We start from the raw sequence: 14,522 nt of genomic DNA, 5'->3' as shown, positions 1-14,522 counted from the left end.
ATGGAAAAATTAGAACGATTATTACTTCCACTTGCCAATAAACTATCAGCAAATAAATATCTAGCGGTAATTCGTGACGGATTTGTTGCAATAATGCCAATTATGATTGTTGGCTCATTTTTTATACTTATTAATAATGTAATTATTGGTGAAAATGGTTTTACTAATAAATTATTTGGTATGCCTTTTACAGAACTAACAAAGTTTGGGGAAGCAATATCTCCAGCTACAATGTCAATTATGGCTATATTATTAACATTTACAACAGCTAAGGCCTTATGTGAACATTATAAAGAAGAAACAACTATTGTACCTGCCATTGCAGTTGTGTGTTTATTTATATTGATGCCTGTAACTTTTGATGCAAATCTTGGTATAGAATATATTAATACACAATATACAGGTGCTGCTGGTATGTTCATGTCTTTCATTTGTGCTATTTTTACGGTTGAAATAATAAGAAAATTATCATCAATTCGTCAATTAGTTATTAAGATGCCAGAGAGCGTTCCACCTTCAATTGCTCGCTCATTTAATAAATTAATTCCAGTAATGCTTGCAGTTATTGTTTTTGGTCTGGTTCGCATGATTACAAATTTATCAGGAGAACCATTAAATGATTTTGTATTCAAAATAATACAACAACCATTTACTAATATAGTAAGTTCTCCAGTTGGTTTAGCAATTATCTACTTCTTATATATGTTATTATGGGGTATGGGAGTACACTCTGCGTTCATTTTTAATCCAATTTTAGAACCTATTTATTTAGCAAGTCTCACAGCAAATGCAAATGCAGTTGTATCTAATCAAGCAATGACTTCTATTATGACAAAACCATTTCTTGATTCAGTTGTATTTATGGGAGGGGCAGGAAATATGCTTGCTCTTGTAGTAGCTATATTCCTTGTTAGTAAGCGGTCTGACCAAAAAGAAATTGCTAAACTTGGTTTTATTCCTGCTTTATTTAATATTTCAGAACCGATTATGTTTGGGCTTCCAGTTGTTATGAATCCTATTTTGATTATTCCGATGATTCTGACAAGTATGCTTGGTATTGGTATAGGAACGATTTCAACTATAGTTGGTTTTATGGGGCATACGTATGTTCTTATACCGTGGACAACTCCACCGATTATCAGTGCATATCTTGCTTCTGGAGCAAATATTGGTGCGATAATTACAACTTTAATAATTTTTATTATTTCTGTGTTAATTTATATACCATTTGTAAAATTATCTAATAAGCAGGTGAGTGAATGATGAATACTATATTAATGTTTGATCTTGACGGAACACTGATTGATTCTAATAATGAGGTTATTGGTGGTAAACGTACAATTAATTTGTTAAAAAAGTTACAAACATATGGTATACGCCTTATGGCGAATACAGGACGTTTGGACCATGATGCGCACTATATTGACCATAAGTATGGCTTAAAAATTGATTGTAGAATTTCTCAAAATGGAGCAGTAATTCAAAATGAACAAGAAATTCAGGCGAAACTGCTAAATAAAGAAGAAGCAAAAAAACTTTATAACGAATTACGTAATCTTAATATTCGTGTTGAATTAAATACTGTAAGTAATCGCTATTGGCATAGTGATAGAGATAAAGATTTTCCAAAAGAATACTATGATTCAAGTAAGATTGTTGAGGACTTTAAAAATATTATTGAATATCAGCCGATAGTATTATTTCTTATTATTGGTGAACTTTCTGAAATTGAAAAGTTACAAAGTCATGTTAATGAGAATTATAAGTATCTAGAGGCTGTTAAAACAAGCAATACATCATTAGAAATTTTACAAAAATATGTTAGTAAAGGTAATAAAATAAAAGAGATGTATCCAAATAGCAAAATTATATCTATTGGTGATTCAGAAAATGATTACTCTATGTTTGAAAAAAGCGATTTGGCTTATTATGTAGGGAATGAGAGTTATAGTGGACCTGCTCAAAAAATGACTTCTATATTAGAAGCATTAGAAGACATAGAAAGGAGAATTTTAAAATGAGTGAAGAATTAGAAATGAATGAAGAACAACATACTGCATTTGCTATTATATCCCAAGTAGGTGCAGCAAAGTCTTTGTATATGGAAATTATACAATTATGTGAACAAAGAAAGTTTAATAATATTGATAAACTTATGGAAGAAGCTGAAAGTTATTTGATTGCAGGGCATAAAGAACATACTAAATTAGTTCAAAAAGAGGCGCAAGGAAATATTGGTCAATATTCTTTATTGCTTGTGCATGCAGAAGACCAACTTATGAATGCAGAAACATTAAAGTTCATAGCACAAAAATTCATACATTTATATAAGGAGGAATTAAAACAATGAAAAAAATATTATTAGTATGCAATGCAGGTATGTCTACGTCTATACTCGTAGAAAAAATGAAAAAAGTTGCTCAACAAAGGGAACTAGACGTTAAAATATGGGCTTTATCGAATAGTGAAGCTGCTACTTTGGATGAAGAAGTTGATTGCGTTCTTATTGGACCACAATTAAAGTTTGCTCTTAACCAAGTAAAGGAGAATTTTCCAGGAAAACCAGTGGCTGTAATTGATATGAGAGTTTATGGAACAATTAATGGAGAGAAAGCACTAAATCAAGCGCTTGAATTAATGTAATGAAGATTCTGTATGTACCACTAGATGAGCGTCCTTGTAATATAAAGTTTCCATCACTAATAACTGCTTCTAGAAAAGATGTAGAGCTTATTATTCCTCCTCAGTCATTATTGCCCAAAAAGAAAAAGCCTGCAGACATAGGAGGATTATGGGAGTTTGTATTAGAGCAGTCAAAAAACTGTCAATACGCAGTGATTTCTTTAGATATGTTACTATATGGAGGATTATTACCATCTCGTATCCATACCGAGACAAAAGAAGCAGTTTATCAGCGTATTGAAAAATTAAAACAACTTAGAAAACTATATCCACAACTTGTTATATATGCATTTCAGTGTATAATGAGATGTCCACACTATGATTCTAGTGAGGAAGAACCAGATTATTATGGACAATATGGAGAAAATTTATTTACACGAGCATGGCTTTTAAATAAAAAAGAACGTATTGGAATCAATGAAGAAGAGGAAAATAAACTTCAAGGTATAGAAATACCATCAGAATATATTCGAGACTATGAAAATAGATGTGAATTCAATCTTTCTTATAATTTACACGTAGCAGGACTCGTAAAAGACAAATTTATTGATACTTTAGTTATTCCACAAGATGATTCTAGTGAATTTGGTTATACATCAATTGCTCAAAAAAAAGTAGTTTCATTTATAAATAAAGAAAAACTAGAAAGGCATATTTATGTATATCCAGGAGCAGATGAAGTAGGTAGTTCATTGATTGCTAAAGCTTGGAATCATTATAATAATCATACATTAAAAGTATATCCATTTTTTTCTTCGACTATGGGTAAATATATTACCCCTCTATATGAAGATAGACCTATCATGGAGAGTTTAAAGCATCATGTACGTGTTATAAATGGAGAACTTGTTGAAGATGAAAAGGAAGCAGATATCATTCTTGCGTATAATACGTGTGGAAAAATCATGCAAGAGTCATTTAATCAATTGGAGAGTCAAGATTTAACTTACACAAGTCACCGTAATCTTATGGATTTTGTGCAACGCATTGAATCTTACGTAAATCGTGGTATGAAAGTAGCACTTTGTGATAGTGCATTTTCCAATGGAAGTGATTTGACATTACTTAGATATCTAGATGAGCATGGTCTTATGGATAAATTATATGGATATGCTGGATGGAATACTAACTGCAATTCTTTAGGAACTGTTTTATCTACGGCAACATTTAGTCTTGATAGTATATCTAAAGAAACTTTGTATCATTTAGCTTATAGATATATAGAGGATGGTATCTACCAAGCATATGTAAGACAAATTATAGTTAATGATATACTTCCAACTATGGGACTTTCTTATTATGATTTTAAAGATAAACAAAAGTATGTAGAACAAGAAATTCGTAAACGATGTCAACAATATTTTGAATCGTTTGAGTTTTTTAATAAATATAAGTTTAAAATAGAAAGTATTTATATGCCATGGAAAAGAATGTTTGAAATTGGCATAGAATTGAAATAAATATCGAAAAAAAAAGCTCTGTCTGTTATATTATAGACATGAGCTTTTTTAGGAGGTTATCTTTAGTTAATGGAGGTATTATGAATCAATATAATAAAAGTATTGTTCCAATATTAGAATCTGTTTATACAGATTTATCACCAACAGAAAAAAGAATTGCAGATTTTTTTATTAAGAATAAGAAAAAACAAGACTTTAAAGCAAAAACAATATCGACTAAATTATATGTTTCAGAAGCAGCTTTATCACGATTTTCAAAGAAATGTGGATTTTCAGGATATCGTCAATTTATATTTGCATATGAAAATAATATAGTTGAGTATAATGAAAATATCGCTAGTATTACAAAAGAGGTATTTACTACTTATCAGGAGTTACTAAATAAAAGTTATTCGCTAATCAAGGATGAGCAAATGAATAGGATTGCATATATGATGGTACAAGCTAAATATGTGTACATATACGGAATTGGTAGCTCTGGAATGTGTGCACGTGATTTTAAAATCAGATTTATGAGACTTGGTCTGCGTGTGGAATATGTTACAGATGAACATATAATGAAGATGAATTCCGTAATTATTAATGAGCAATCTTTACTTATATGTATTAGCGTTAGTGGTGCTAATTTACAACAATATTTGAAGATGGCAAAAGAAAAAGGTGCAAAGACGGTATTAATAACTTGTAATTATAAATATAGAATGAAGGAATATTGTGATGAAGTCTTAAAAGCTGCTGTAACAAAAAATCTTGATGTAGGAGATGTTATATCCCCTCAGTTTGTAATTTTAGTGATTATTGATGTTTTGCATTCTCATTTTCTTAACCTCGATTATTCAGTGAAATATGCACTATTGAAAGATACACTTTCATTTGTTCATGAGGATATAGAAAATAGATAAAAATGTATATTTTTAGACTTAGATATTAATGCTCGCTATTTTAATTAAAATCCTAATTTTCCAGAATTATCTAAATATAGTACAGATATATCTATAAATAGTTTTATAGATATATACGACTTATTCTAAATAGTTTATTAATTCTAGAAAGTAATACTTGTAGGGTAAATATCTAATCTTCAATAATTTTAAAAAATTTTGAAGATTAAAATGTTTTATATAAATTATTCATGTATATAGATTATTATATTATACTCTGCAAATGGTTACAATATAAAAAATGGAAAGGAGAGTATAATTATGGAGATAGACTATAACGCATTAGGAAAAAGAATTAAAATTGCAAGGATTAAAAAAAATGTGACTCAGGAAGTAATTGCAGAAAAAATAGACATAACACCATCTCATATGAGTAACATTGAAACTGGAAAAACTAAATTAAGTTTGCATGTATTAATTAATATTGCCAATGTTCTTTCTGTTACAATAGATGAATTATTATGTGATAATGTATTAAATTCTAAAGTTATATTTGAGGGAGAAGCTAAAGAAATTTTTAACGACTGTGATGAGTATGAAGTTAGAATGCTTGTTGATGTTTTAAAACATATGAAAGAGGTAATGCGTAAAGATAGAGAAATAAGAAATTTATAAACTAAAAGTTTATGTATTTTTTTTGATATGAATTCATAATACTTATCTTCTTTAATTGAGATTGTATAATATGTACATTTGCTTGTTTCTTGGATATACAGAAATCTTTTATTTGATAATTTAGATAAAGTTTTTAAGGTTGTTTTTTCTGACCAGCTATATTTATCTTTCATATAATTAATAACCTCATATGATTTTACTTTTGTATTTAAATTCCAAATAAATTTCATTACAGTTAATTCTGACTTTGATAGTTTTCTTAAACACACAATTATCGCCCCAATCATTTGTTTATTTAACTAAATATTACAACAATAATTTCATGCAATCAAATCCAATTATTTCCATATATTTTTAGAACAATAATAAGTATATACTTACAAAGTTTGTGTTAATATTTTCAATTTGTAACATAATAAAAGCAAAGAAACATACTTTACTTAACTTTGAGTGATGTTTCCTTCAACAAATTATTTCATTCATACAGGATTCCTAATTCCTATTTCTTTTAGATATTCAATTCCTACTTTTAATAAATGTTTAATACATTCTATACTATGTGGTTTTAAGGAAGATATTTTTACTTATAACTATATCTTTTTTATTATTCAATAATATTTAGATAAGTCTCAAATAAGATATCTATAATAACTAGTATAGTAGACCTTGGAGTAGTGTCGTATCCAGAAATATTAAGCTTTTGAGAACATGTATTTATAGGTATGTCTACTAGCATAGATAGCGTAGAATTAGGGCTATTTATTATAGCTGCTGTGTTTAAGTTTTTGTATCTAAACTTTTCACATGCTGTAATTAGTGTGCGTGTTTCTCCACTATTAGATACAAATATTACTAAGTCTTGTTTTTTTGTTGTTTTATCTAACAGGTCAATCATATGAGATTCATATACATAAAAACTATTTTTATTAGCCTGCATTAGTAGTTTTGAAAAGTATTCTCCAATAGGCTTTGATAGTCCTACTGCAACTATTATTATTCTATTGGCAGATTTAATATTTTTAGCTAGTTTATTTATATTTGTTAAATTAAGATTTGATAGATTTTGATTTAAGTTATCTATTATATTACTAACATGATAGTCACCAGATATAGATGTATATTCCTTATCTAAATCTTTAAGTATATGCTTTAATTCAGAGTAACCTGATAATCCTATCTTAGAACACATTCTTATTATTGTGGTAGTGCTTACGTTATTTATATCAGCTAAAGCTGTAAGTGATAAATCCTTCACTGTATGTATACTCGAGTCTATATAATAAAATATATGTTTCTCAGCATGACTAAGATTATTTAATTTATGTGAAAATTTCATTATGAAACTACTAATATTAATCACCACCTTTGTATATAGTTAAAAAGTACAAATGTACTTTTTGTGTATAAGAAAATGTTTTTTATATAATATATAATAATATTATAAGATAAATAAGCATTTAAGTAAATGTATTAATAGGAGGGTGAGATATGAATTTAGCTAAAATGACCAACAAAAATTTAATAGTATTAGATGTAAATGTAGCTACAAAGGAAGACGCTATAAAGTTATTAATAGACAAGCTTTATAAAGAGAATACTATTAGTTCAAAAGAACAATTCTTTAATACCGTAATGGAAAGAGAAAAACATTCTCCAACTGGGCTAGAAAGAGGGCTAGCTATACCACATGGTAAATGTGACTCTGTAAATAAGGCAGCTTTTGCTGTAGCTAGATTAAACAATAAAATAAATGACTGGGAAAGTATAGATGAAAGTAATGAAGTGGATTTAGTATTCTTATTGGCTATACCTAAGTCTGAACAAGAGACTACCCACTTGAAGTTATTATCTGAATTATCTGTAGCTTTAATGGATGAGAATTTCTATAATGATTTAAGAACTTCTAAAAATGCTAATGAATTTTTGAAGAATTTAAATCGTGGAGATAAAGAAGAAAAAGATACAAATAAATATAATAAAACTGTATTGGTAGTAACTGCTTGTGCAGCTGGGATAGCTCATACATATATGTCTGCTGAAGCTTTAGAAAAAGCAGGTAAAGAAATGGGCATAAAAGTAATATCAGAAAAACAAGGTGCTAGTGGTATAGAAGATAGACATACAAAAGAGCAAATACAAAAAGCAGATGGAGTAATATTTGCTTGTGATGTTGCTGTTAAAAATATAGAAAGATACCAAGGGAAGTCATTCGTCAAGGTTAGAGTAGCAGAGCCTTTAAAACATTCTAAAGATTTACTTAACAAAGTACTTCAAAATCCAGATGGGAAAGTCGAAGTTTTAGATAATGAAGTAGCTGTTACGTCTACATCTGAGTCAAAACAGGGTATATTAAAAGAAATGATGGAAGCTGTAATGACAGGTATATCATATATGATTCCTGTAATAGTTTCAGCAGGTCTTATGATGGGGATAGCTAAGCTTACTGCTATGGCTATCGGTCAAATCGACAATATGGGAACTTTTATAGAAAGTGGAAATACATTTTATGAATTGTTAGGATATTTAGATATGTTTGGAGGTATGATATTTAAGTTTATATACCCAGTATTTTCAGCTTATGTAGCATACTCTATTGCTGATAGACCAGCTTTAGTACCAGGATTTATAGGTGGTGCATTTGCTGGAGGACTTCATTTTACTTTCTGGGGTGTAGAAGGTGGAGTACCATCAGGGTTTATAGGAGCTTTAATATTAGGCTTAGTTGCAGGTTATGTTACTAGATTCTTAAATGAAAACATAAAGTTAAACAAGAATTTACAAGCTATGAAGCCCATGTTCTTATTACCAGGTATAACAATGTTAGTAATATTCTTATTAAACTTCTATGCTGTAGACCCTGCATTTGGTAGAGTAAATGCATTTATAGCAAATATAATAGAATCTTTTGGTACTGCTAGTACAATAGCATTAACTGTAGTTATAGCAGCGTGTACTGCGTTTGACTTAGGTGGACCAGTAAACAAGGCAGCAGGTGCTATAGCTATAGGTCTTTCAGCTGATGGTGTATTCCCATTAACAGCTAGAGTATTATCTATAGTAATACCACCAATAGGATTAGGCTTAGCTACTGTTTTAGATAAGATTATAGTTAAGAGAAGAGTATTTGATGATAACTTAAGAGTGGTGGGTAACTCTTCTATAATACTTGGACTAATAGCTGTGAGTGAGGGGGCGATACCTTTCATGCTGAAAAATCCTCTAATAACAATACCTATAAATATATTAGGTGCAATAATAGGTTCTCTAACAGCAGTGATGTTGGGTGCTATTCAATGGAATCCATTGCCAGCTATATGGGGGTGGCCTTTAGTAGAAAATTTATGGGCATACCTAGTAGGTTTAATAGTAGGTACGTTATTTATAGCATTAGCTAATATATTTATAAGATTCAATATTATAAAAAGACAAGAGAAAAATGATATAGATAAAACAGCATAATAATAATTGGGAATTATTCGGATAAATTTAACTAGAATAATTCCCATTTACACAAGTAGATATTTAATAAAATTATTTAAAATTATTTAAAAATAGTTAAAAAAGATGATTTTATATGGAGGAAGATATGAATAGTAGGAAAAAAGTATATGTAGTACCTCACTCTCATTGGGATAGAGAATGGTACTTTACTATAGAAGATTCAAATATATTATTAAGTGAAAATATGCCTTATTTAATGGATGTACTTGAAAAGGATATGGATTATACTTCTTACACTTTTGATGCACAGTTATCTGTTGTTGAAGAATTAGTAAAGATATATCCTGAAGAAAAAGAAAGACTTAAGAAGTTAGTAAGTGACAAAAGAATATTTATAGGTCCTTGGTACACCCAAACAGATTCCATACTTGTGAACAAGGAATCTATAATAAGAAATCTTTTATATGGCACAAGACTTGGGAACAAGTATGGGCATAGTATGAAGGTAGGATATCTTCCTGATATATTTGGACAAAATGCATATTTACCATCCATATTCAACGGATTTGATATGGAATATAGTATATTACAAAGGGGAATATACATAGATGATTTAAGGGGAAATTTAAACTTCAAGTGGGTTTCTCCTGATAATGAAAGTGTTGGAGCTAACAATATATTCTTAGGATATGGACCAGGTAAGTTCTTATCATCTGATAATCAGTATATACAAGATAAGTTAATACCTATGCTTGAAAAATTAGAAAGTTTAAATAGGGATTGTGACAACTTACTTTTGCCATGTGGTGGAGACCAAGTCTTAGTAAGAAAGCATTTCCCACAAACTATAAAAGAATTAAATGAAAAGCAAGATAAGTATGAGTTTGTATTATCAGATTACGAAACTTTTATGAAGGATACTTGGACTAACGATTTTGATAATAAGATACATGGAGAGCTAATAGCATGTGAAAAATCTAGAATACACAATACTATAAAATCTCAAAGATACGATATAAAATACTTAAACACTTTAGTAGAAAATAAGATTCTTTATGTATTAGAGCCATTATCTGTAATAGGTAAATTTTCTGGAATAAGCTATAAATCTAGATGGTTAGATATTATGTGGAAGTTACTATTTGATGCACATGTACATGATAGTATAGGTGGGTGCAACTCGGATGAGACGAATAGAGACATAGTTACAAGACTCGAAAAAGTTAATGTAATGTGTGATGATATTATAAATATTGTTAAGAAACAAATAACAATAGCTATAAGTAAATATTTAAATAGAGATAATATATTAGTTGTATTTAACACTAAAAATAAATGTATGAATGAAATAATAGAGGCTGTAGTATTTACTAAGGAAAAAGACTTTACAATAAATACTATAGACAAAGAAACTGTAGAATTCACTATAAATAACCAAGAAGTTATAAGTGGTGGAAAGCAGATATTAGTAACTGCTGAAGGTGAAAAAGAAGTAGAATTACTTGGATACTATAGAACTGAAATCAGATTAGCTAATGTAAATGTTAAACCCATGGGATTTACTACATTAGTAATTAATCAAGATAGCAAAGAAACAGCTGATATGTTAGTTGTATCTAATGATATGAGTATAGAAAATGATTTATATGAATTAATATTCGATAACAATAACTTACTATTAGTTAATAAATCTACTAATAAAAGAATAGATAATATAGTTCATTTTGAAAATTGTGGTGACTATGGAGATTCATATGATTTTTCCCCATTAGGTAACGATAAAGATATATTAGCAACTAAAGCAGAGTTATTAGAAGTATCAAAGAGCAATTTAGTACAAACTATGAAGTTAAAACATAGTATAGAATTGCCTTTTGACATAGAAGCAAGAAAATTAAATAAAAAATCAACTATATTAGAAATAATAACTAAGATAGAAGTAAGAAATGGTGAAAATTTTATAAGAGTTTCACATGATATAGAAAATACTGTAAAAGACCACAGATTAAGAGTTGTGTACAACACAAATATAAAATCAAAAGTATCATTAAGTGACCAAGGATTCTCTGCCATAACAAGACAAAACTACAATATGTACTTAGATAATTGGAAAGAAAGAAAGTTTGCTGAAAAGCCAGTATGTATATATGGTTTAGAGAACTTTGTAGCTTTAAAAGATAATAGCAATACTTTTGCTTTGGTCACAAAAGGTATAAAAGAATATGAAATATTAGAAGATAGCAAAATAGCACTTACTTTATATAGAAGTGTTGGTTTACTGGGAAGAGATAACTTGGCTTGGAGACCAGGTAGAGCCTCTGGTATAAATAACAAGGTCGTGTATACTAAAGATGCACAACTTCTTAATAATAAATTAAAGTTTGAGTATGCCATATACTATGATGAGTCAGATGAAGATGTAGCAGAGTTATTTGATGTTACTGATAAATTTATAAATAAATATACTACTTACCAAAATCAAGATTTGAATTTATTTGAAGAAAGATTAGAAAGATTTGAAATACCTAAAGATAATACTATAAACTTATCAAGCTATAGCTTATTTAATATAGATAATGATGATGTATTTATGAGTGTGTGTAAAGAATCTTACGAAGAGGATGGAGTAATAGTAAGATTATTTAATCCGACAAGTGAAGCTAAAGAAGTAAGTATAAATAGCAAATATATAAAGGATATAAAGATAACCAATTTATATGAGAGGGAGTTGGATACTTTGGATTCTAATGTACAAATAAAAGCTAAAGGATACATAACTCTTAAATTATTAGGAGGAGAATACAATGAATAAGACGATACTGTTACAAGGTATAGAACAAAAACTTAAAAAAATATATAAAGAAAAGTACAAACCAAAGTTCTTTGATATTATGAAAGATACTATTGAGAAGTTTGAAGGTAAGGATTTTGACAAGGTGGATGCTATATCTGAAAAGAATGTATATTTAATAACTTACGGAGATAGTATATATGAAGAAGGTGTACCCACTATAGATACTTTAAAGAAATTCTTAAACAATAAAGTAGGAGATACTATAACTGATGTTCATATACTTCCTATGTTTGAATACACTTCAGATGATGGATTCTCTGTTGTTGATTATATGAAAATAGATAACAATCTTGGAAATTGGGAGAATATAAACAATTTGTCTAAAGATTATAGATTAATGTATGATTTTGTTGCAAATCATATATCAAAGAGTAGTAGATGGTTTAAGGGATACTTAAGTGGAGAAGAGAAGTATCAAAATTATTTTATACCAGGAGATAAAAATTTTGATTACTCAAATGTAGTAAGACCTAGAACTTCTCCAATAATACATAAGTACCAAGGAAAAGACAGTGTGAAGACTGCTTGGACTACATTTAGTGAAGACCAAATAGATATAAATGTTAAGCATTTCCCAGTACTTATAGAGATTACTGAAGTTTTGCTTAACTATGCATTAAATGGTGCAAATTCTATAAGACTTGATGCTATAGGATTCTTATGGAAGGAGTCTGGTACTACCTGTATACATTTACCACAAACTCACATGATAATACAACTATGGAGAATAATACTTGATTACTTTAAGAAAAATACTCAAATAATAACTGAGACTAACGTACCTCATTTAGAAAATATAAGCTATTTTGGTGATACTACAAATGAAGCACATATGGTATATCAATTTACATTACCACCATTAACGCTTCATACGTTCACTACACATGATTCTACTAAGCTTACAAAATGGGCTTCGACTATAGATAAGGTATCTGATAATGCTACATTCTTTAACTTCTTAGCAAGTCATGATGGAATAGGAATGAGACCTACAGAGGGTATACTTACAGAAGAAGAATGTAAAATGTTAGTAGATAAGACTATAGTTAATGGTGGTAGAGTATCATACAAGGATAATCCAGATGGAACTAAGTCTGTATATGAGTTAAATATAAATTATTTAGATGCTTTATTAAATAAAGATGAAGATATAGAGGAAGATGTCCAAATACAAAAGATATTATCGGCACATGCATTATTATTATCATTTATAGGTGTACCAGCTATATACTATCATTCTCTATTAGGCTCTAGAAACTATTATGAAGGAGTAGAAAAATCAGGTATAAACAGAAGAATAAACAGAGAAAAGTTAGAGTATAGTAGGATTTGTTATGAATTAGAAAATAATTCTAGAAGAAATAAGATATTTACTCAACTTAAAAATATGATAGATATAAGAAAAGGAGAGAGTGCATTCTCTCCATATGCAAATCAAAATGTATTGGATTTTGGAAGAGAAATATTTGCACTAGAGCGTGAGAATAAAGAAACTAATGAGAAGGTAGTATTTGTAACTAATGTTACATCTAATGAGAAGACTATAGACTGTGGTTTTAGTGGTGTAAATATATTGGAAAATACTAATATCAAAGGTAAGCTAACTTTAGGTGCATATAAATTTGCTTGGATAAAAATTAAATAAGAGTCTCTGCCTTCAGATATTACCTAAGGTAGTTAAGATGGAGTAGTTCAAAATTAGCTAGTTCATGATAAACAATTAATTAATAAGTAGTTAGTTCGTAATGAACAATTAGTTAATAGGTAATAAATAAGCAGTTGGTTCGTGATAAACAATTAGTTAATAGGTAATAAATAAGCAGTTGGTTCATTATAACTAATTAGCTAGTCTAGGATAAATAAATACTTAGTTTGCGACAAGTAAGAAGGGGCTGTAAGTAGATTTGTGTAAAAACAAATTTACCTATAGTCTTTTTGGTATACAAAATTGGTAAATTTGGAATAATATTCATATAAAAAATTTTGGAGGTTTTGAAAATGAAAGATATAATTGTTCCAGATGTTGATTATCAAACAGAAGTTAAAAAATGCAAGACAATGGAAGATGTGGTTGGGAAAAATGGCCTTATGCAAAAACTATTCAAAGATGTTATTCAGCAACTATTAGATGCAGAAATGGAGGAGCATTTAGGTAGAAATAAATATGAAAGAAAAGATATGTGTGATAAAAATTATCGAAATGGATATAGTTCTAAAAATGTAAGTAGCAGTTTTGGAGAGGTAAATTTAGATATACCAAGAGATAGAAATGCTGAGTTTGAGCCGAAGGTTGTAAAAAAATATGAAACGGTTTGCAATGAACTAGATAAAAAAATAATTGGTCTTTATGCATGTGGCATGAGTGTAAGAGATATTCAATCAGAAATGGAAGAGCTGTATGGAATAGATGTATCACCATCAATGATATCTAAAATAACCGACAAGGTTGTGGAGGCTGCCGCCGAATGGCAAAGTAGAACTTTAGAATCAGTTTATCCAATTGTATATATGGATGCTATGCATTTTAAG

At 29.0% G+C, this 14,522-nt stretch carries 12 protein-coding genes and 1 pseudogene; 11 read left to right on the top strand and 2 right to left on the bottom strand.

What is annotated here, in order from left to right:
* From IR152_RS14980 to IR152_RS14950, 7 genes are all read left to right on the top strand, one after another.
* The gene (locus tag IR152_RS14980) at positions 1 to 1,263 is read left to right on the top strand and encodes a PTS sugar transporter subunit IIC (protein ID WP_227452735.1); all 1,263 of its coding nucleotides are present in this window, start codon (positions 1 to 3) and stop codon (positions 1,261 to 1,263) included.
* Entirely contained in the window at positions 1,260 to 2,021 is a 762-nt protein-coding gene (locus tag IR152_RS14975; protein ID WP_227452734.1) for an HAD-IIB family hydrolase, read from the top strand. The genes IR152_RS14980 and IR152_RS14975 overlap by 4 nt, the downstream gene beginning before the upstream one ends.
* Positions 2,018 to 2,350: a PTS lactose/cellobiose transporter subunit IIA gene (locus tag IR152_RS14970; RefSeq protein ID WP_227452733.1), complete on the top strand. Its 333-nt coding sequence runs from the start codon at positions 2,018 to 2,020 to the stop codon at positions 2,348 to 2,350. Before IR152_RS14975 ends, IR152_RS14970 begins: the two co-directional genes overlap by 4 nt.
* Entirely contained in the window at positions 2,347 to 2,643 is a 297-nt protein-coding gene (locus IR152_RS14965) for a PTS sugar transporter subunit IIB (protein ID WP_227452732.1), read from the top strand. The genes IR152_RS14970 and IR152_RS14965 overlap by 4 nt, the downstream gene beginning before the upstream one ends.
* On the top strand, positions 2,643 to 4,142 hold the full coding sequence (locus IR152_RS14960) for a DUF4127 family protein (protein ID WP_227452731.1): 1,500 nt from the start codon (positions 2,643 to 2,645) through the stop codon (positions 4,140 to 4,142). Before IR152_RS14965 ends, IR152_RS14960 begins: the two co-directional genes overlap by 1 nt.
* An 80-nt stretch (positions 4,143 to 4,222) precedes the next feature.
* Positions 4,223 to 5,044, top strand: a complete 822-nt coding sequence (locus IR152_RS14955; protein ID WP_227452730.1) for a MurR/RpiR family transcriptional regulator — start codon at positions 4,223 to 4,225, stop codon at positions 5,042 to 5,044.
* A 300-nt stretch (positions 5,045 to 5,344) separates the two neighbouring features.
* Positions 5,345 to 5,698, top strand: a complete 354-nt coding sequence (locus IR152_RS14950; protein WP_227452729.1) for a helix-turn-helix domain-containing protein — start codon at positions 5,345 to 5,347, stop codon at positions 5,696 to 5,698.
* Between the two features lie 29 nt (positions 5,699 to 5,727).
* On the opposite strand, the pseudogene IR152_RS14945 reads toward IR152_RS14950, so the two are convergent.
* Both IR152_RS14945 and IR152_RS14940 read right to left on the bottom strand, forming a co-directional pair.
* A pseudogene (locus tag IR152_RS14945) lies at positions 5,728 to 5,985 on the bottom strand (BlaI/MecI/CopY family transcriptional regulator); the annotation flags it as partial.
* Between the two features lie 317 nt (positions 5,986 to 6,302).
* Positions 6,303 to 7,034, bottom strand: coding sequence for a MurR/RpiR family transcriptional regulator (locus IR152_RS14940; protein ID WP_227452728.1), 732 nt, complete (start codon positions 7,032 to 7,034; stop codon positions 6,303 to 6,305).
* Between the two features lie 152 nt (positions 7,035 to 7,186).
* Between IR152_RS14940 and IR152_RS14935 the strand changes: the two genes are divergently transcribed.
* The 4 genes from IR152_RS14935 to IR152_RS14920 form a co-directional block, all read left to right on the top strand.
* Entirely contained in the window at positions 7,187 to 9,157 is a 1,971-nt protein-coding gene (locus tag IR152_RS14935; protein WP_227452727.1) for a fructose-specific PTS transporter subunit EIIC, read from the top strand.
* A gap of 127 nt (positions 9,158 to 9,284) precedes the next feature.
* Complete coding sequence (locus IR152_RS14930) at positions 9,285 to 11,951, top strand: glycoside hydrolase family 38 C-terminal domain-containing protein (protein WP_227452726.1); 2,667 nt, start codon at positions 9,285 to 9,287, stop codon at positions 11,949 to 11,951.
* Complete coding sequence (locus tag IR152_RS14925) at positions 11,944 to 13,638, top strand: sugar phosphorylase (protein WP_227452725.1); 1,695 nt, start codon at positions 11,944 to 11,946, stop codon at positions 13,636 to 13,638. Before IR152_RS14930 ends, IR152_RS14925 begins: the two co-directional genes overlap by 8 nt.
* Before the next feature lie 353 nt (positions 13,639 to 13,991).
* Positions 13,992 to 14,522, top strand: a 531-nt coding sequence (locus IR152_RS14920) for an IS256 family transposase (protein WP_227452724.1), incomplete at its 3' end; no start/stop codon positions are given.

This window comes from Clostridioides sp. ES-S-0108-01 (assembly GCF_020662285.1).
Classification (GTDB): Bacteria; Bacillota; Clostridia; order Peptostreptococcales; family Peptostreptococcaceae; genus Clostridioides.
The sequence above is the reverse complement of the archived record's forward strand: the minus strand, read 5'-3'. Positions and strand labels throughout refer to the sequence as shown.